At 68.3% G+C, this 19895-nt stretch carries 3 protein-coding genes; 1 reads left to right on the top strand and 2 read right to left on the bottom strand.

The window, feature by feature from the left end; genetic code table 11:
- Positions 1 to 22 precede the first annotated feature (22 nt).
- Positions 23 to 8662: an Ig-like domain-containing protein gene (locus KF709_04705; protein MBX3173686.1), complete on the top strand. Its 8640-nt coding sequence runs from the start codon at positions 23 to 25 to the stop codon at positions 8660 to 8662.
- A 66-nt stretch (positions 8663 to 8728) separates the two neighbouring features.
- Here the strand turns inward: KF709_04705 and KF709_04710 are convergent, their stop codons facing one another.
- Positions 8729 to 9535 (bottom strand): DUF72 domain-containing protein, encoded by an 807-nt coding sequence (locus KF709_04710; GenBank protein ID MBX3173687.1) that lies wholly within the window; start codon positions 9533 to 9535, stop codon positions 8729 to 8731.
- Between the two features lie 4 nt (positions 9536 to 9539).
- On the bottom strand, positions 9540 to 19892 hold the full coding sequence (locus tag KF709_04715) for a fibronectin type III domain-containing protein (GenBank protein MBX3173688.1): 10353 nt from the start codon (positions 19890 to 19892) through the stop codon (positions 9540 to 9542).
- Positions 19893 to 19895 lie beyond the last annotated feature (3 nt).

Here is a 19895-nt window from a genome sequence, read left to right on the forward strand (position 1 = left end):
CTCACCTCCAGCCCCACCTTCCTTGCGCGCCACGGCCCCCGGCCGCCTCGCGATTCCCGCGGCGGTGTTCCTGCTCTCGCTCCTTTCCTGCGGCCGTGAGGTGACGGGCCCGGAGAACGGCGTCTTCAGCGGCGGGCGTCGCGTCGGTGCCCTGGCGGTGGCCCCCGAGTATCCGTCGTTGATGGCCTCCGTACTCGGCGGGAGCCAAGTGGTGCCCTTCGAGCGTGTGCGGCTGGTGCTGCGCCGCACGGACGGTGCCGTGGCGCTGGACACCCTGATTGCCTTCCCCGCCACCGTGGATTCACTCACGTTGGCGTTCCTGGTTCCACTGCCGGTCAACGCGCCCGCTGAGGGCGTGTCGATGGCGCTCGCGATGGCGTACATCAATGCGGCGGGCGACACCGTCTTCAGGGCCGGGCCGCAGTCGGTGCTTGTCCCTCCCGTCCGCGACGGGGTGACCCAGCCGCCCGTGAGCACGCCGATTCGCTATACCGGTGTTGGCGCCGGTGCCGCGTCGGTGCAGATCACGCCGGACACCGGAACGCGAGTGGCCGGGAGCTCCAGCGGATTCACGGCGACCGCACTCGACGGCCAAAGCCAGCCGATCGCGGGTACGCCGCTGCTGTTCTACACGCTCGACTCCACGCGAGCGTCCGTCACCAACCCCTCGACCGGCGCCACGACCTGGCTGCCGTCGCGCGGGACGGCACGCATCGTCGCCGCGCTGCCGGACGGTTCGCGGGCAGACACCGCGAGCATCAGCGTCACGCTGCCCGCCTCGCAGTTGGTCCTCGGCTCTGGCGACCTCCAGACTGCGCCACTCGGCAACCCACTCGGCGCGCCGATTGTCCTTCGCACACTAGCGAGCGACGCGGTCCCCGTCTCCGGCGTGATCGTCAGCTTCGCCGTGAGCACGGGCGGCGGCTCGCTGACGGTCACGACCGACACGTCCGACACCAACGGCGAGGTCTCCACCGGATGGACACTGGGCAGCGCCTTCGGTGTGCAGACCATCACCGCAACGGCCGCGGGCCTCAGCGGCTCACCGCTCACTGTCAGTGCCACTGCGAGCGCAGGAGCGCCCGCACAGCTCGCCGTCGTCTCGCAGCCGGTCGCAGGTGTGGCCGGCGAGACCCTGGCGCCCGCCATCGTCATTGCCGTCGAGGACGAGCAGGGCAACCTCGTCGAGACCTTCACGGGTGCCGTGACGCTCGCGTTGCCGCCCGCTGCCGACGCCACGCTCGGCGGCACGACGACGGTGAATGCCGTCGCCGGCCTCGCGACGTTCAACGACCTCAACCTCGACATCGTCGGCGCGTACGGCCTCATCGCCACGAGCGGCGCGCTGACGCCCGACACCACGGCGGCCATCACCGTCACCGCGGCGGCCGCCGCCCGGCTGACCTTCATCACCTGGCCGTCCGGTGGAGTCGCCGGCACGACGCTGGCGCCCACCACGACCGTGCGGGCGCTCGATGCGTTCGGAAACGACGCGACAGGCTTCACGGGCAGCATCTCGCTGCAGTTGCTGGATGGCACGGGCACGCTGGGTGGCACGACGAGCGTGGCTGCAGTGGCCGGCGTCGCGACCTTCGCTGACCTCAGCGTCGACCTGATCGGCGATGCGTATACCCTGCGCGCGTTCAGCGGCGCGCTGCAGCCAGACACCACAACCGCGTTCACGATCACGCCGGCAGCCGTTGCCGGACTGACCTTGCTCGGCGGCGACGGACAGACTGCCGTGGCCGCGACGCTGCTGCCCGATGTGATTGCGCTGCGCACCGTGGACGCCTTTGGCAATCGTGTGCCGGGCGCTGGTGTCACGTTCAGCATCCTGACGGGCGGCGGTGATGTCGTCCCGCCGACGACAACCGCCGACACCTCCGGGCGCGCCGTCGCCAACTGGACGCTGGGCGCAACGCTCGGCACGCAGACACTGCGGGTCTCGCTCACGGGAGTGCCGGCAGTGACGCTCGATGTGTCCGCCACGGCGACCGTGGGCCCGGCTTCGCAGTTGGTCGTCACGCAGCAGCCCGCCGACACGGTGGAGGCCGGCGCGACCATCCCGATCCTGGTCGAAGCGCGCGACGCGCTCGGCAACCTCGTCCCGACGTACGTCGGGACGGCGAACATCACGCTGCTGGTCAATCCCACGCTCACTACGCTCGGCGGTACGACGAGCGCTGCGTTCGTCGGCGGCGTGGCCAGCCTGGCGCCGACGATTCCCGCGAGCGGCGCCGGTTACCAGTTTGAGCTGAGCGCCGGCGCGCTGAGCAACGCCACATCGGCGGTGTTCGTCGTTGGCGCGGCGGCGGCCGCAACCTTCGAGATCGTCTCCGGAACACCACAATCGGGCCAGGTGGGCACGGCCTTCCCGACACCGATGGTCGTGCGCGTCCTCGACGGCTTCGGCAATCCTGTGCCAGGGCACACGACGACGTGGACGTCGCTGGCGGGGGCAAGCGCCGTCGACGCCGTCACGGTGCTCACTGATGCCGCGGGCGAGGCGCAGAATGGCGCGACCTTCGGCACGACGGCCGGCGACGGCCAGCCCGGCGTGGGCGTCACCACCGCCGGCCTGGCCACCGTGCTGCAGTTCGACGTTGATGTTGCCCCAGGCGCACCCGCATCGATCGTGCTGGTCGATGGCAACACGCAGACGGAGACCGTGGACCTCCCGCTGCCGACGCCGCTGTCGGTGCGCGTCACGGACGGCTTCGGCAACGGCATCGCCGGCGTCACGGTGCTCTGGGGCGTGAGCGCCGGACAGGGACAGTTCACGGACACCACAAGCACCACGGACGCTGCCGGCGTCGCGAGCACCGTCGCCATTCTCGGGACGGTCGCCGGCGCCGTGCAGTTCGAGGCCTTGGTGGACGGCGTGGCCGGATCACCGGTGCTCTTCGATGCCACCGCGACGCCAGACATCCCGGTGGTGGTGCAGGCGCTGACCGGCGATGAACAGACGGCGACGGCGGGCGCGGCGTATGCGAATCCGTTTGTCGTACGCGTCGAGGACATCCACGGCAATCCGGTGCCCGGCGTGAGCGTCACGTTCGACGTACAGACAGGTGCGGCCAGCTTCAGCGACACCACGGTGGTGACCGACCTCAACGGCGAGGCGCAGACGACCGCCGTCGCATCGTCCACGGCGGGGGCGGGCACCATCGGTGCCGACGCTGCCGGTGCGACGCCGGCGACGTTCAACGTCACGATCACGGCGGCCACGGCATTCAGCCTGGAGTACCTGCTCGGCGATGCACAGCAGGATACGGTCGGTGTGGAGCTTGCCGACTCGCTGCGCGTGCTTGTGCGTGACTCCTTTGGCAATCCAGTACCGAACGTGTCCGTCGATTGGGCGGCGACAGGCGGCTCGGTGTCCGCCGCGACCGCGCTGACGTCTGCAAGTGGTGAGGCCGCGATCGCGTACACGTTGGGTACGGTAGCCGGCGCCCAGAGCGCCACAGCCAGCGTCGCCGGACTGAGTGGGTCGCCGGTGCCGTTCACGATGACGGCCATTGCCGGCGCGCCGTCGGCGCTCGTGGTCGTGAGTGCACCTGACACCGTTGTCAGCGGCGTCGTGCCGCCGCCACTCGAGGTCGAGGCGCGTGACATCCACGGCAACCTTGTCACCTGGTTCGTGGACGACGTCACGGTCACACCGACGGACGCGCCTGACGGCGCCTTCACCGCCGGCACGACGACGCGCGCCGCGGTCGGAGGCGTCGCGAGCTTCGATGATCTCGTCTTCGGCACACCGGGCCCCTGGCTCATCGAGTTTGCGAGCGGTGATCTGACCATCGGCGCGAGCCTCGAGGTCATCCCGGGTCCGCCGGCCAGCTTCACGATCGAGTCGGGCAACGGCCAGGCCGGTCCCACCTCTGCGCTGCTTCCGGCACCGCTGGTGGTGCGACTGCTCGATGCCCTGACGAACCCCGTCGTCGGTGACACGGTGATTTTCACCGTGACCAGTGGCGCCGGCGTGCTCGGCAACGGATTCGTCGTGGACACCGCCCTGACCGATGCCAACGGCGATGCGCAAGTGACGTGGACGCTGGGCCCCGACACGTTGGCGACGCAGACCGTCGAGGCGGCATACCCGGGCTTCACGGCGCTGGCGTTCACGGCCACGCCGCTGCCAAACGTCGCGAACCGCAGCTGGACCGGCGACGCGCTCAACGGCGCCTGGTTCGACACGGGCAACTGGGCTGGCGGCGTGATCCCTGCCGCCACCGACTCTGTGCTGATCCCAGCGGGCCGGCCGAGTTATCCGGACTTTGGCGATCTGTCGGGCAGCGATGTCACTATCGGCGGCCTCACGGTGCGCAGTGGTGCCAATATCGCGATGGACATCGGCGATCTGTACGTCGGCGGCAATGTCACCGTGGAATCGCCAGGCGGCATCACATCGCCAGGCGGGCGCGTGATCGCCAACGGCGCCGGGGCGCACAGCATTCGTGGCAACATCCCGCTGGTGGTCATCGCCGACGGCGGCTACGCACTCAACGGCGCGCTGATCACGACGCTTGATCTCTCGATCACCGGCGGTGTGCTCGACGTCGGACTGTGGACGCTTGGGGTGGGTCGAGACCTGTTCACGTCAGGTGTGGGCGCACTTGTGATGCCGGCGTTCTCCGACGTACAGGTCACGCGCAATGCCTCGCTGCAGGGTGACGGCAGCGCGGGGCGCCTGCAGGGCGGCACCATGACCGTGCAGGGAGACTTCTCTGCCGGCACCACCTTCGCGGCAGCCGTCGACCACACGGTCAACCTGGTGGGCGTCGGGTTGCAGACCGTGGCCATCACCGACGCAGACACCACCTACAGCGCGACCTGTTCGGCGGCCTGCTTCGGGCGGCTCACGTCGCTCAAGGGGATCGGCGACGGTGGCTTGGTGTTCGCGAGCCACGCGAAGGCGATCAACGGCATGCAGATCTCGGGCGACACCATCGGCGCGAGTGGGCACACGCTGATCGGTGCCGTCACGATGGACCTGAACACCACGGTTGTCTCCGCGCAGCGCGTGGCGTACTCGGACAACCTGCTGCTCGGCAGCACGCGCATTGTGGACACGTTGGTGGCATTCAACGCCGGCACGCCGTGGCCGGTGGTCAGTGTGGACGCGATCCCGACATTGGTGGCGGGTGCGCGCGAGCTGAACGCCGTGCACAGCGGCGCGATCATCGTGGGGGCTGGTGGCGCGCTCGATATCGTCGGGGCCACTGAGGTCGGCGCCGGCTTCTACACGCGCGACAATGGCGTGCTGCAGATGTCGGATGCCGCAGACACGCTCGTGGTGGCCGGCAGTGTGGAGTTTGCCGGCGGACCGTCGCTGCTGACCAACGGCGCGTTGATCGTGCAGGGTGACTTCGCGCAGCACACAAATGCGGACGCGTTCCGCGCTGCGCCGGCGCATGAGACGGTGTTTGCCGGCAATGCGAGCTTCACCGTGACGTTCGCGAACCCCGGGTTCGCACCGACGGAATCGCAGTTCGGAACCTTCGTGTTCGAGCACCCGATCTCGTCGAGCATGGACATCGGGAGCGACATCTACGCATCGGGCGCGCTCGAGACCCGCGGCAACAACCCATACTGGATCAACGGCTCGAACAACCGGCTGCTCACCCGCGGCGCCATCAATGTCGCCGACGTGACGTTTGCGGCGGTCCAATGGGAGTTGCAGGACACGCAGCCGGTCGTTGGCGCACTGTTCAACCTCGTCTTCTCGGGCATGGATCCGGCGATCTCGCAGATGCGGATCCTGCGCGCGGGCGGGACCATTCTGTTGCAGTCGCCGACCTTCGATCCCGTGTTGAGCGGTGGTGCGTACCTGGAGGTCGAGGATGGCAACCCCGGTGACCTGGATACGCTGACCGTCGCCATCTCGAACCCAGCCCCTCAGCTGCACGGGGGTGGCATCATCGAGGCCAATGGAGCGCGGATCACCGGCTGGCCGGGCTTCGCAGAGATTGTGTGGAACGGCTCGGTCAGCGTGGACTGGTTTGATCCCGACAACTGGGTGCAGGGTGTGGTGCCGACCGCGGCGGACTCGGTAGTCATCCCGCAAGTCGCGACGATGCCGACCATCTCGGCGCCGGCCACGGTGCGCGTGCTGCTGCACCAGGCGAACCCGGGCGTGGTCGGGGTCAACGATGTTCTCACGATCCTCGAGCGCGTCTCGGCAGGCTCAGACGGCGCCGGGCTGCAGTGCGGCCCCGCCGGCCGCATTGTGTTCGCCCCCACGGACACCCTGCTCTTCACCGGCGACTTGCTGGGTTGCGATGTGCGCGTGACATCCGGCGTCGCGGCTCCCGCTGGCTACAGCAGCGTGGGCGACAGCCTCGAGATCACCGGCACGGCGCAGCTGGATCTGCGCAACCAGGAGCTCTTCGTTTCCGGCGACTTGGTCACGGATCAGCAGGGCACGCTGCGGATGACGGATCCAGCCGCCACGCTCTACGCCAACGGCGGCGCGTTCTTCCACGGCGGGTCGACGGCCGGCCTGCTCACCGCTGGCACGATCTTCCTCAGCGGGGAGTTCCAGCAGCTCGCCACATACAGCGCAGAGGCGTTTGCCGCTGACCCTGGCCACCTCACACAGCTTACGGCGAGTGTCCTGCAGCCGAACTTCTTCGCCACCCCGGAGCTCGGCGCCGGCAGCTCGCACTTCGGCGACCTGCAGCTCGAGACCCCGGAGTGGTACCTGCAGTCCCCGACCGCCGTCAGCGGTTCGCTGATCCAGCCCGTCGGCGGGCCGAATGCCGTGGTGTCCTCGGCGTCGTCGCAGGTACTGGCGGTCCAGGGCCTCAGCGTCGAGCGCGACCTCACGTTCCGCGGCGTGCACCTCCAGATCGCCGGCGCGGCGCCGATGACCCTCACCGGCAACCTCACCTTCGAGCAGATGGTGGGGACAATGCCGCAACTCGACCTTGAGCGCGCGGGCGACACGCTCACGGTCGGCATCCTGACCTTCGATACGACTGCGTCACACACGGGGCCGTTCGTCGACGTGCAGGACATCTCCGTCGATGGTGACTCGCTGACCTTGCTCGCCAGTGCCATCACGCCACTGTACCACGGCGGGCGTCTCGCGGTGCTTGGCGAAGGTCGCGTTCCCGGGTGGGACGCCGCGGAGCCCGGCGCCTTCACGCCGAACTATTGGACAGGCGGCGGCGCGGACGGCCTCTGGGCCACGGCCGCCAACTGGAGCGAAGGGCGTGCGCCCCTGGCAATGGACAGCGTAGTCATCAATCCCGGCGGGCCGGTGACGGTCACGCTCGACGCCAACGCGGACGTGGCCTACCTCCACGTCGGGGAGTCATCGGCCGTGGAGTTCCTGCACACGGCCGGGTTCGTCCTACAAATCGACAGCCTGTCGTTCTTCGGGACAACGTCCACCCTGCGCATTGGCGGCGGCGCCGAACTCACGGGCGACGGCAGCTTGGTGGTGTTTGGCAACCTGGACTGGCAGGACGGCTGGATGACGGGCTTCGGGAGCACCAGCGTGGCAGCAGGTGGGACGGCGACGCTGGGCTCGGTGGACGACATCGTGCTCGACGACCGCGTGCTGTTGATCGGCGGCACGGCGACGATGGGTTCGGCCCAGCTGTTCGTGGAGAACTTCCCCACGCTCTACGTGATGGCGGGCGGCGAGCTCACGATCCCCGACACGCGCACGCTGACCGTGGGCACGGGCGATCCGTCGCTGTACGTGGACGGCACACTGCGCATCGCCGGCGCGCCGGCGGACACGGTGCAGATCCACTGGTTCACCACCATTGGCCTCGATGGCGTCCTCGACGTGCAGAGCGGTACGCTGATCATGGTGTCGCCCTCATTGCTCTATGACACCAACATCGCGGACGGGGCGGCGCTGAACCTGCGCGGCGCGGCCGAGTCGTACGGCACGATGAGCGTTTCCACGGGCGGGCGACTGCAGCTCGAATCCGGCGGCCTCGGCCCGGACACCGGTATCCACGCGTTCTATGGAAGCCTGACGGGCACCGGAGCGGTGCACGCCGTCAACGCGGTTTCGGTGAACGTCGAGGCGGGGATGGAAATCGACTCGTTGGTCGTGCAGAACGTGACGATGGAGTTCAATTCGCCGGTGGACACGATGTTCGTGGGACGAGGTGTGTACCTAGGCGGCGGGGTCTTCAGCGGAACGGGCGTGGTCGGCGTGCGGGAGTCGTTCGTCGGTCAGATCGGAAACATGGACGGCAGCGGGACGCTTGCGGTGTTGTCGGGGGCAACGGCAAGCCTGCAGGGCCCCGTGCGCGGATGGTTGCTGGACGTGGCGGGCACACTGGAGTGGGGCGACTGGAACTTGACCTTCTCGACAGATCCCAGCAGCGGGCAGTACACGTCGATGCTCGTCCGCAGCGGCGGCGTGTTCGACATCCTGCACGGCGCGACGGCCCGAGATCTCTCCGGCACGGGCACCGACACCGCGCCAGACGCCAACGTAATTCAGGTGCTGGCTGGTGGTACTATCCGAAAGTCGAGCGGGACGGGAACCAGCACCATTCACGCGCGCGTGGAGATGGCCGGCACGTTCGAGTTCGTCTCGGGCACCATCAACGTACAAGGCACCTGCGACAACCCCATTCCAAGCGCGACCGGGTCCGGCACATTAACCGGTAGCTGCGGAGCGTACCCGTAACGCCCTCGCACGCTGACGCTCACCCGTAGCAGTCCTCTGTGTCTCTGTGCCTCTGTGGCAATGCAGTTAGAACAGCCCGAGCTGCTCGCCAAGCTGGGCAGGGTCCGTCGGCACCTGCCCCAGTGCCGCCTGCAGCCAGCGCACATTCGCCGGCGAATGCCCACTGAAGTGGTTGTTCACATACCCGTACACAGGCACGCGAACCGATAGCGCGGGCAGCACCTCGGCCCAGGCCTCCAACTCCGCCGTGCGATCCACCTGCACGTGTGAGTAGTCCGTGATCTTCCGGTCGGGTCCCATCCAGCGCACATAGGCGTGTGTCGTGCTCGTCGGCCGCGTAGCGAGCTCGAGCATCCACTTCCGCGGGATCCAGCGCGCATCGACCAAGGCCAGCGCCACGTTGCGCTGCGAGAGCAGTTCGTGCGTTCGCTCGTTGATCCAGCCCTTTTGCCGGAACTCGATGGCGAAACGGAGGTCGTCCGGCAACGCGTGCAGGAAGTCCTCGAGCGGGTCAATCTCGTGCGGCGCGAAGTCAGGCCCGCACTGGATCAGGATGGGGCCGAGCTTGGGCCCGAGCTCCCGCGCCACGTCGAAGAACCGCTGCGCAACCTCTAGCGCGCTCTCGTCGAAGCGCCGCTCGTGCGTGATCTCCTGCGGCAGCTTGAGCGCAAAGACGAAGTGCTCGGGCGTGCGGTCGCGCCATCCGCGCACGTTCTTGACCGCTGGGATGGCGTAGAAGGTGGAGTCAACCTCTACGGTATCGAAGGCCCGCGCGTAGGTGGCCAGAAAGTCCACCGCGCGGGTGCGGGCCGGATACATCGGCCCGACCCACGCGGGGTAGTTCCAACCCTGGCAACCGAGGTGCAGCGACAACGCCTTACGGGACGACCGGGCCGAGGTAGCGGATGATGATCTGGCCGTTCCCAACGCCAACCGCGGCGGTGTTCACCTGGTTGGTGCCGGTGTTGAGCGAGCCGCCGCCGCCGGCGACCCAACCGCCGTCGCCGCCGGAGTAGCCACCGCCACCGCCGCCGCCGTAGTCACCGTTGCCCGCGCCGCCGGCACCGAAGCCGCCCTGGGCGTCATTCCCGCTGACGAGGGCCTGGGTGCCGCCGAGCAGTCCGTTGGCCCAGGAGCGGCCACCGAAGCCGACGAACGCGGCCCACCAGTCGGCGTAGTCATCGGCACCATTGCCGAAGAACCCGCCGCCACCCGAGCCGTACGCATACGGCGACGTGAGCAGGCCGCCCAACCCGAGCTCGGTGGTCTTGACCGCGCAGACGTTGGACGGCGATTCGCCGCTGCCCACGCCGCCGTAGCCAACCGTGGTGGCATCGCAGCCATTCTGCGACGAACTCGCGCGCGCGCCAGCACCACCGCCGCCGACAAGCAGCGGGGTGTTCGACATGTCGACGACGAAGCTGCCGCCGCCGCCACCGCCGTTCTGGTTACTGCCCTGACCCACGCCGGCCTGGCCCACCGCCAGCTGCAACTGCGTGCCCTGGCTGAACTCGAACTCACCGCGCATCGACGCGCCGCGTCCACCGACGAACAATGGATTGCCGTTCGCACCCTGCGCACCGACCGCGGTGATCTCATACCGCCCGGTGAACGGCAGCGTAAAGGTCTGGATGCCGCCGGCCACCGTGACACCGCCCGCCAGCGCGGTGCCCGTGTACGCCGTGTTGCACTGGGCCTGCGACGGCCCCGTCGCGCCGGCCTGCGTGCAGTTCGTGAAGGTGAACTCCGTATTGCCGACAATCACCGCAAAGGTGACGTTCGTGTAGGCCGAGAAGCCCTGGAGCATCACGTACCAGTCGCCCGCACCCGGGTTGGCGATCGTACAGGTCTCGACCGTCCCACCGATGTACGGGGCGCAGAGGGTATCGCTCTCGAAGTAGTCGAGCACCTGCGGGCTCTGCCCGATCCGCAGGTACAGGTCCGGATCGCCGCTGCCGCCGAGCATCATCACGCGGAGCTGCGGCTGGCCGCCCGGAATCGAGAACACATAGTGGCGCTCCCCGCCGCCAACGTCGGAGATGCCGTTCACCACCGCGTCGTTCGCCACCTCGATCGGCGTGCGCGCCAGGCGCGCCGGCGAGTAGTCGCCGTTGCCGTCGGGGCTGACCGCACGCACGCGGAAGCGATACTCGGATGCCGGGTTGAGACCCGTCGCCGTGTACTCGCTAGCATTGGCCGCCGTTGTGCCGAGCAGCGCGAAGTCCGTGCAGGCCGCGCCTTCGCAGCCCTCGACCTCGAAGCCGCTCTCGAACGGCGCGTTGTCGGTCCAACGCAGCGTCACCGAGGTGCGGTCCGCCGTCTTGGCCACCGACGAGGCCGGAACCGGCAGGCCGGTCGACACCGCCGAGGCGTTCGACGGCAGCGACGGACCCGCAATGTTGAAGGCTCGCACCACATACGTGTACGACGTCCCGTAGGTCAGGCCGGTGTCGTCATACGTCACGCTGTTCGGCGCGATATCCGCCACCTGCGTGAAGTTGAGCGGGTCACCGCATCCGGTCTCGCAGCGGAAGACGCGGTATCCCGTCTCCGTGATGGCGTTATCGGTCCAGGTCAGGCGCACGCTGGTCCCCGACAGCGCCTGCGTCGCCAGGGCGGTGGCTGCCAGCGGCACGTTGGTGTTGGCCGCGGCGATGTTCGTGTAGCCCGCCGCCGGACCAATGTTGTTGAAGGACCGCACCCGGTACCGGTACGTCGTGTTGAGGCTGAGGCCCGTGTTGTTGTTGAAGGTCGTGATGTTCGGTCCAACCGTCGCCACCGGCGAGAAGTCGAGGCAGGCGGCACCGGCGCAGCGCTCGATCGAGAAGCCGCGCTCGTTGTCCGAGTTGTCGGTCCAGCTCAGTCCGATCGACGATCCGCTGAGCGTCGTGGCAGAAAGTCCGCTGGCGGCGGTGGGCACCACCATCGTCAGGTAGAACGTCGCCGATGGCGTCGAGTTGCCGATGGCGTTCGACGCCATCACGCGGTAGCCATAAGTCTGCCCCGGCGCGAGGCCGGCGTCATCGATGCGCAGCGTATCCGCGCCCGTCGTGCCGACCGTCACGTCAAAGACCACGCAGCCCACGCCGGCGCAGCGCTGCACCGTGAAGCCCGTCTCGTCAGTCGAGTTGTCCGTCCAGCCCAGGCGCGACTGCGTGCCCGAGAGCGCGAAGCCATCGAGAGCCGAGGGCGGGATCGGCACAATCAGCCCGACCGCGACCGCCGCCGAGTAGTTGCTCGTCCCGGCCGCGTTCACGTGCCGGACGCGGTACTCATAGGTCTCGCCCGGCGTCAGCGACTCGTCCAGATAGGTCACCGTCGGGCTGGTGACCGTCGTGACGGGCGCAAAGGCGCCGCAGGGGATGCCTTGGCAACGCTCAATCTCGGTGTCCGTCGCCAAGGTGTCGGCCGTCCAGGCAATCTGGATCGAGGTCGTGGACATCGCCTGCGAGGTCGTGATCAGCGGATCGCCAGGCAGGATGGTGTTCGCATACGCCACGTTGGTAAACGTGGTCACGCCGGCCAGGTTGCTGGCCTGCACGCGATAACGATACTCGTTGCCCACCGAGACGTCCGTATCGGAGTAGCCCGTGCCATCGGCGGCCACGGTCGCCACCTGCACGAAGTCAATGTCGTCCACGCAGGGCGAGCCGACGCAGCGCTGGACGATGAACTCGTCCTCGTTGCCCGAGTTGTCCGTCCAACTGATGTCGATCTGCGTGCCGCTGGTCGTCACGGCACTCAAGGCCGTCGGCGGCAGCGGGAAGTCCGTGCTGGCCGGGACCTCGGCCGAGAAGGCCGAGACGCCCGCCGCATTCGCGGCGTAGATGCGGTACTGGTAGTCCTCTCCGTCGGCGAGGCCCATATCCTGGTAGCTCGTCGCGTCGGCGCCGAGCGTGGCGACGAGCGCGTAGCTGCTGCAGCCAGCGCCCAAGCAGCGCTCGACGCGGTACTCGGCTTCATTGTCGGCGTTGTCCGTCCACGCCAGGTCGATCTGCGTCGCGGAGATGGTTGTGGCCGCCAGGTCCGTCGGCGCCGCCGGCGTGATGGTCGTGGCCGTGGCTTCCGCCGACACCGGCGAGTCGCCCGCGTCGTTGGAGGCGTAGACCCGATACGTGAACGACTCCTCGGGATCGAGCCCGGTGTCGCTGTACGCCTGGCTACCGGCGGGTAGCGCCGTCAGCAGCGAGAAGCTGCTGCACGCCGCCCCCACGCAACGTTCCACGGTATAGCCCGTCTCGTTGTCCGCCGCGTCGACCCAGGTCAACGCAATCTGCGAACCCGAGACCGTAGTCGCGACCAAGCTCGTCGGCTGCGCCGGCACTGACGTGCTGATGGTCACCACCTCCGAGGGGTTCGAGACGCCATTCGCGTTCTCGGCCCGGATGCGGAAGCGATACGTTGTCGCGGCCGCCAGTGAAGCGTCGGCATACACCGTCGCGTCGGCGGCGGTGGTCGCCGCCGGCGCGAAGTCCGTGCAGGCCAAGCCCGTGCAGCGCTCGACGACAAAGCCCGTCTCGTCACCGCTGTTGTCCGTCCAGCTCAGCGAGATCTGCGTGTCCGAATCCGTGTTGGCCATCAGGGCCGACGGAATCGACGGCACGTTGGTGATTGCCTGCTGCGGCGGCTCGGAGTACGCCGACGTGCCGGCACCGTTGATGGCGCGCACGCGGTACGCATACGTCTCACCCGGCGTCAGCGCCTCATCGAGATAGCTCGTGACATTGGCCCCGACTGTCGCGACGACAGCCGTCGGCGTGCACCCATCGCCCGCGCAGCGGGCGATCTCGAAGCCCGACTCGTTGTCCGAGAGGTCCGTCCAGGCCAGCTCGATCTCCGACGGAGACGCCGACGTGGCGGTGAGCGCACTCGGCGCGGCCGGCAGCAGCGTCGACACGGTCACCTCGGTCGAATAGAACGAGGATCCGTTGCCGATCGCACGGACGCGGTAGCGATACTGCTCCTCGCCCGGCAGCCCGGCGTCGTCATACGACGTCGCGTCGGCGCCAAGCGTGGCGATCTCCGTGTAGTCCGAGCAGCCAGCGCCCGCGCAGCGCTCGACGCGATAGCCCGTCTCATCCGTCGCGTCGTCCGTCCATGAGAGGCTCGTCGAGGTTGTCGACGTGGCCACACCCGCAAGGCCGGTGGGCGTGGCGGGCACGGCGGTGGAGGCCTGGCCGGTGTTGCTGTAGCCGGAGGCACTCACGCCGTTGTAGGCGCGCACGCGATACCGGTACACGGTCCCCACCGAGAGATCGAGGTCAGAGTAGCTGACGGAGTTCTCACCCGTCGTCGCCACCTCAACGAAGTCCGAGCAGGCTGCACCCGCGCAGCGCTCGATGCGGTAGCCCGACTCGTTGCCCGCGACGTCCGTCCAGGCGAGGTCGATCCGGTCGCCAAACACCGTCGTCGCGCCGAGGCCCGAGGGCGCCACCGGCGAGAAGGTGTTCGCCAGCACCGTCGGCGCGTAGGCCGACGCACCGGCGGCGTTGTAGGCGCGCACGCGGAACGAGTAGAAGGTGCTCAACGCCAAGCCGGTGCTCGAGAAGAAGGTCTCGTCCGGCCCGACCGTGCCCACTTCAATGAAGGACGAGCAGCCCGCGCCCGAGCACTGCTCGATACGGTAGCCGTCCTCGTTGTCGGCCGCGTCGGCCCAGGAGATGTCGATCTGCGAGCCGGAGATCACCGCGGCGGTGACGCTCGCCGGCACGCCCGGCAGCAGCGTCGTCGCCTCGACCTCGGGAATCGCGTCCGAGGCGCCCGACACGTTGATGCCGAAGATACGGTAGCGATACGCCGTCTCCTCGGAGACCGAGAGGTCTTCGTAGATGTTCGTGTTGGGCGGGAGATCGATCAGCGTTGTGAAGTCCGTGCAAGACACGCCTTCGCAGCGCTCAATCCGGTACAGGTCCTCGTTCGGGGCGTTGTCGTCCCAGGCGAGGTTGATCTGCGTCGCCGAGACCGTGGTCGCGACGAAGTTCGACGGTGAGAACGGACGCAGCGTGTTCGCGCTGGCCTCCGCGGTGTAGGCCGAGTTCGCGACGTTGTTGATGGCGCGCACGCGGTAGCGGTACTCGCCATCCACCGGGACGCTCGTGTCCTCGTAGCTGGCGCTGTTCGGCGGCAGCGACACGATCTCCGCGAAGTCGGAGCAGGCCGCGCCCGTGCAGCGCTCGACCGAGATCGAGAGCTCGTTGTTTGCGTTCTCCGTCCAGGCCAGGTCGATCTGCGTGCCGTTGATGGTCGTCGCCGACAGCGCGGTCGGGGCCGCCGGGGCGAAGGTGTTCGTCGACGAGACGTTGCTGTAGCCCGAGATGCCGTTGCCGTTCAGCGCCTGGACCCGATAGCTGTAGCTCTGGTCGGCCAGCGCGGTCCCGTCGGGATACGACGTATTGTTGGGGCCGAGCAGCGCGATCTGGGCAAAGCTCACGCAACCGGCGCCGACGCAGCGCTCGATGATGTACTGCGTCTCGTTGTTCGCGTTGTCCGTCCACGCGAGGTTGACCTGCGTGGCCGAGGCCGCGACGGCCGTCAGGTCCGACGGATCGGCGGGCAGGTTCGTCTCGGCCTGGGCGGTGCCGGAGTACGCCGACATGCCGACCGCATTCACGGCACGTAGGCGGTAGCGGTACAACACGCCGGCCGTGAGGCCCGCATCCGTGTACGCCACGGCGCTGGCCCCGGTGGTGCCGACGAGCACGAAGTCCGAGCAGGCGGCGCCTTCGCAGCGCTCGACCTCGAACGCGGTCTCAAACGGCCCGTTGTCCGTCCACGCGAGGTCGATCCGCGTCGACGAGAACGTCGTGGCAACCAGGGCGCTCGGCGCGTCCGGCAGGAAGGTGTTCGCCGAGGTCACGTTCGAGACCGGCGACCAGCCCACCGCGTTGTTCGACAGCACGCGGTACGCGTAGTAGAGATCCGGCGCGACCGTATCATCAGTGTACGAGGTCGAGTCGCGCGGCACGGCCCCGATCTGCGCGAAGTCCACGCAGGCCTGGCCCGTACAGCGCTCGATCACGAACTCGTTCTCGTTGTCCGAGGGGTCCGTCCAGCTGATCCCGATGGACGTCCCGGACAGCGTCGTGGCGATGGCGTTCGACGGCGCCGCGGGCGCGGCCACGAGGATCGACACCGGGGCCGTGTAGGCGGAAAGATCGGCGAAGTTCGAGTGCGCGACGCGGTACCGGTAGGTCAGGCCCGGCGTGATGGTCGCATCCTCGAAGACCTGCGGATCGGTGGCCAAGACAGCCCCGACCTGGGCGAACGACAGGCAATCGACGCCCTCGCAGCGCTCGATGATCGTGGAGACGACCGGTCCCACAGCCGGATCCACGCCGACGGTCCAGTAGACCTGGACGGTGGCCGGGTTCGCGACCAGCGTGAGCTCCGTCGGCACCGGCGGATCCTGCGTGCTCACCGTCGACAGGGCGGAGAACCCGGAGAAGCCCGAGGCGTTGAACGCGCGCACGCGATACGTGAAGCGCGTGTCCGCCGACAGGGTGAGGTCGGAGTAGACCACGACATCCGCACCGACCGTCGCGATCTCCGTGAAGTCCGTGCAGTCCACGCCGTCGCAGCGCTCGATGCTGAAGCCCGCTTCGTTGTTGGACTCGTCCGTCCAGACCAGGTCGGCCGAGGTCTCCGTCGTGGTCGTGGCCGCGAGGCCACTCGGCGCCGTCGGCACGAAGGTCGTCGAGGTGGCCTCGTTGGTCGGCGCCGAGCGGCCGAACAACGTTGCCGCGCTCACGCGATACGTGTAGGACTCGTCCGCCGAGAGGCCGGTGTCGTTGTACGCCACCACATCGGCCGGCAGCGAGTCGAGCACGGTGAAGTCCGCGCAGGCCGCACCGACGCAGCGCTCGATGACGAAGCCGTTCTCGTCACCCGAGTTGTCCAACCAGGCCAGTGCGATCTCCGTCTGGCTCTGGGTCGTCGTCACCAAGGCCGTCGGCGCGTTGGCGACGATCGTCGCCAGGGCCGCGGCCGCCGTGTAGTTCGACGGCCCGACGTTGTTGACGGCCCGGACGCGGAAGAAGTAGAGGGTGTTCGCCACGACTGAGGCGTCCACGAAGGCCGTGGAATCCGCCGCCGGGATGGCGTACGACTCCACGATGTTCGAGCAGTCGGACAGGTCGCAGCGCTCGAGCGTGAAGCCCGTCTCGTTGTCGGCGTTGTCCGTCCAGGTGACGAGCACCTGGCCCGTGGTGACCGAGTAGCTCAGGCCCGTCGGGTCGGCCGGCGTGCGCGTGTTGGCCGCCACCGTGTCCGACGGCGCACCCGTGCCCGACACGTTCAGCGCGCGAATGACATAGCGATAGTCGTTGCCCGGCGTGACGGTGATGTCCGAGTAGACGCCGTCCGCCGGGTCTGCCGTGTCGATGACCGTGAGGTTCGTGCAGCCGACGCCCGTGCAGCGCAGGATCTCCTGCGAGGTCACGTTCGGGCCTGTGGAGAGCGTCCAGAAGAGGTTGATCTCGGTGCCCGAGGTGACCCCAGAGAACAAGGTCGCCGGCGCGGTCGGGACCTGCGTCGTCGCCGTGGCCGGACCGGCGTAGGCCGACGATCCAGATGAGTTGGTCGCGCGGATCTGATACTGGTAGACGTTGCCCTGCGTCACCGTGCCGTCCGAGAACGCGGTGATCCCCGGCGGCAGCGTCTGCAGAGGCGCGAAGTCCGCGCAGCCTGCGCCGGTGCAGCGCTCAATCTCGATCTGCGTTGCGTTCGTGGTGTTGTTCGTCCACGCCAGGTCCACCTGCGTGGCTGAGACCGCGACTGCCGTCAGCGTGCTCGGCGCAGCAGGCAGCTGGGTGTTGGCCGACGCCGTGTTCGAGAAGCCGGAGTTGCCGGCCAGGTTGAACGCGCGGAGACGGTACTCGTAGTCCGCGCCGGCGGTGGCACCGACATCGGAGTAGTTGAAGACATCGGCCGCGACCGTGTCGTAGGGCGTGAAGCCCACGCAGCCCACGCCGGTGCAGCGCTGGATCTCGAAGCCGTTCTCGTTGTTCGAGGCGTCCACCCAGGCCAGGTCGATGCGCGTGGCGCTGATGGTCGTCGCCGACAAGGTCGTCGGCGCATCCGGCAGCAGCGTGTTCGCCGTGGCGATGTTGGTGTAGGCCGAGTTGCCGGCCACGCCCGTGGCCCGCACCTGGTAGCGGTACGTCACGCCGACAACGACCGTCAGGTCGGAGAACGACACCGGGGTCGTCGCCACCGTGTCGATCGCCGCGAAGCCCGTGCAACCGCCGCCTGAGCAGCGTTCGATGATGAAGCCGGTCGACGGCGCGTCAGCGATCGACGCATCCGTCCAGGCGAGATCGATCCGCGTGCCGTTTACGAGCGTAGCTGTCAGCGTCGTCGGGGCCAGCGGCGCGCGCGTGTTTCCCGCGACGATGGTCGAGGTCGCCGTGGACACCACCGCATTGAAGGCGCGGATACGGTAGCCGTAGTCGTTGCCGAAAGTGACGCCCGTGTCCTGGAAGCTGGTGACGTTGGACGCGACGTCGGCGACCTGCGCGAAGCCCGTGGTGCAGCCCGCGCCGGTGCAACGCTCGATGCGATAGCCGGTTTCCGTTGTGGCGTTGTCGGTCCAGCTGAGGTCGATCCGCGTGCCGCTGACCGTCGTGGCCGTGACACCCGTGGCGGTGGCCGGCGGGATGGTGTTGGCCTCCTCCTCCGTGGAGTAGGCCGAGGCCATCACGTTGTTGATGGCGCGGACGCGATAGCGATAGGTCTGGTTGTAGACGATGCCCGTGGTGTTGCTGTAGCTCGTCGCGCCGGCCGGTAGCGTCGCGATGTTCGTGAACGTGTCGCAACCCGCGCCGGCGCAGCGCTCGACTTCGTAGCCCGTCTCGTTCGTCGCGATGTCGTTCCACGCGAGGTCGATCTGCGTGACGGACACGGTCGTGGCGGCCAGCCCCGTGGGCGCCGCCGGACCGAAGGTGTTTGCGGCGACCACGGCGGTCGCGTTCGACGTGCCCACCGCGTTGAGCGCGCGCACGCGCCAGCGGTAGTTGTTGTCTTGCGTCAGCGCGTCGTCGCTGTAGGCGACGGTGTTCGCCGGGACCGTGTCAACGGGCGCCGGCGTGCAGGTGGTGCCCAGGCAGCGCTCGATAATGAAGCCCGTCTCGTTGTCCGAGTTGTCGGTCCAGGTGAGGTCCACCTGCGTACCCGAGGCGACCGTCGCGCCCAGCGCGCTCGGCGCCAGCGGTAGGCGACGGATCTCGACCGTCAGTTCATAGTGGCCAACGGTACTCGGCGCGACGCCGTCCACGCGGAGCTTGTGCACCTCCGTGTTGGTCGGGACAAACACGAGCCGCGAGTCGCTACCCGCGCCGTTGTCGTCCTGCGCCACCTGCGTGACTGAGTCATTGCGGAACAGCGTGACGCGCGTGTCGAGCGGCGACGGGTTCTCGGTGAGCCGACGCGCCCGCGTCTCCACGAAGAGCGAGTCGCCAGCGCGGAGATCGACGTTGTACCAATCAGACGGCTTGGCACCGGTGAGATTGCGACCCGTGACGACTTCCGGCTGCTCCGGGACCAGCGGCGGCAGCGGCACTGGCGCTGCCTCCACCACGTTCCATTGCCGGGTATTCGACCACGGCACGTCATCCGCGTTGAGGCGCGGGAACGTCGCACGACCACGTACGAACCAGGTGCCGGGCCCCGTGACTTGGATCAGGGCCGGCAACTCGCTGGGAGCGAACAAGCGCGTCGTGCCGGGATCAGTCGCAAAGGTCGCGTCCGTGGAGTACTGCAGGGTGTATCCCGTCGCGGCCGGCAACGTGGCGAACGGAATCCGCTGCGTGAAGCTCGACACGTCCGGAATGGCGGGAATGTCGAGCGCGGGCGCCGCCTCGGCGTACGGCACCGTCGGCGTGGACGTCTGGCCGCGCTGTACCTGCACGCCTGCCACCCGCCCGTAGTACTGCACCTGGCCGAGTGCCCGGCCCTCGATGATCAGCTCATAGCTGCCCTCGGGCAGCCCGTTGATTCGGCCCGTCCAGTTGCCTCCCGACTGCGTGAGGTCCACGCTCCGCGTCTCGGTGCCGAACACGCGCGCCGTGACCGAGGTCGGCTGTACGACGTTTGCGACCTTGCTGGTGTCCAACCGCACCAATTCGATGCGCGGTGCGATGTGGCCCTCCGTCGGTGCGCGCAGCGGCGCATCGCAGGAGACCAGGAGGAGAGCCGCGACGGACCCAGCGGCGAAGCCAAGATGACGGCGATTCATATA

This window comes from Gemmatimonadaceae bacterium (assembly GCA_019637445.1).
Taxonomy (GTDB): Bacteria; Gemmatimonadota; Gemmatimonadetes; order Gemmatimonadales; family Gemmatimonadaceae; genus Pseudogemmatithrix.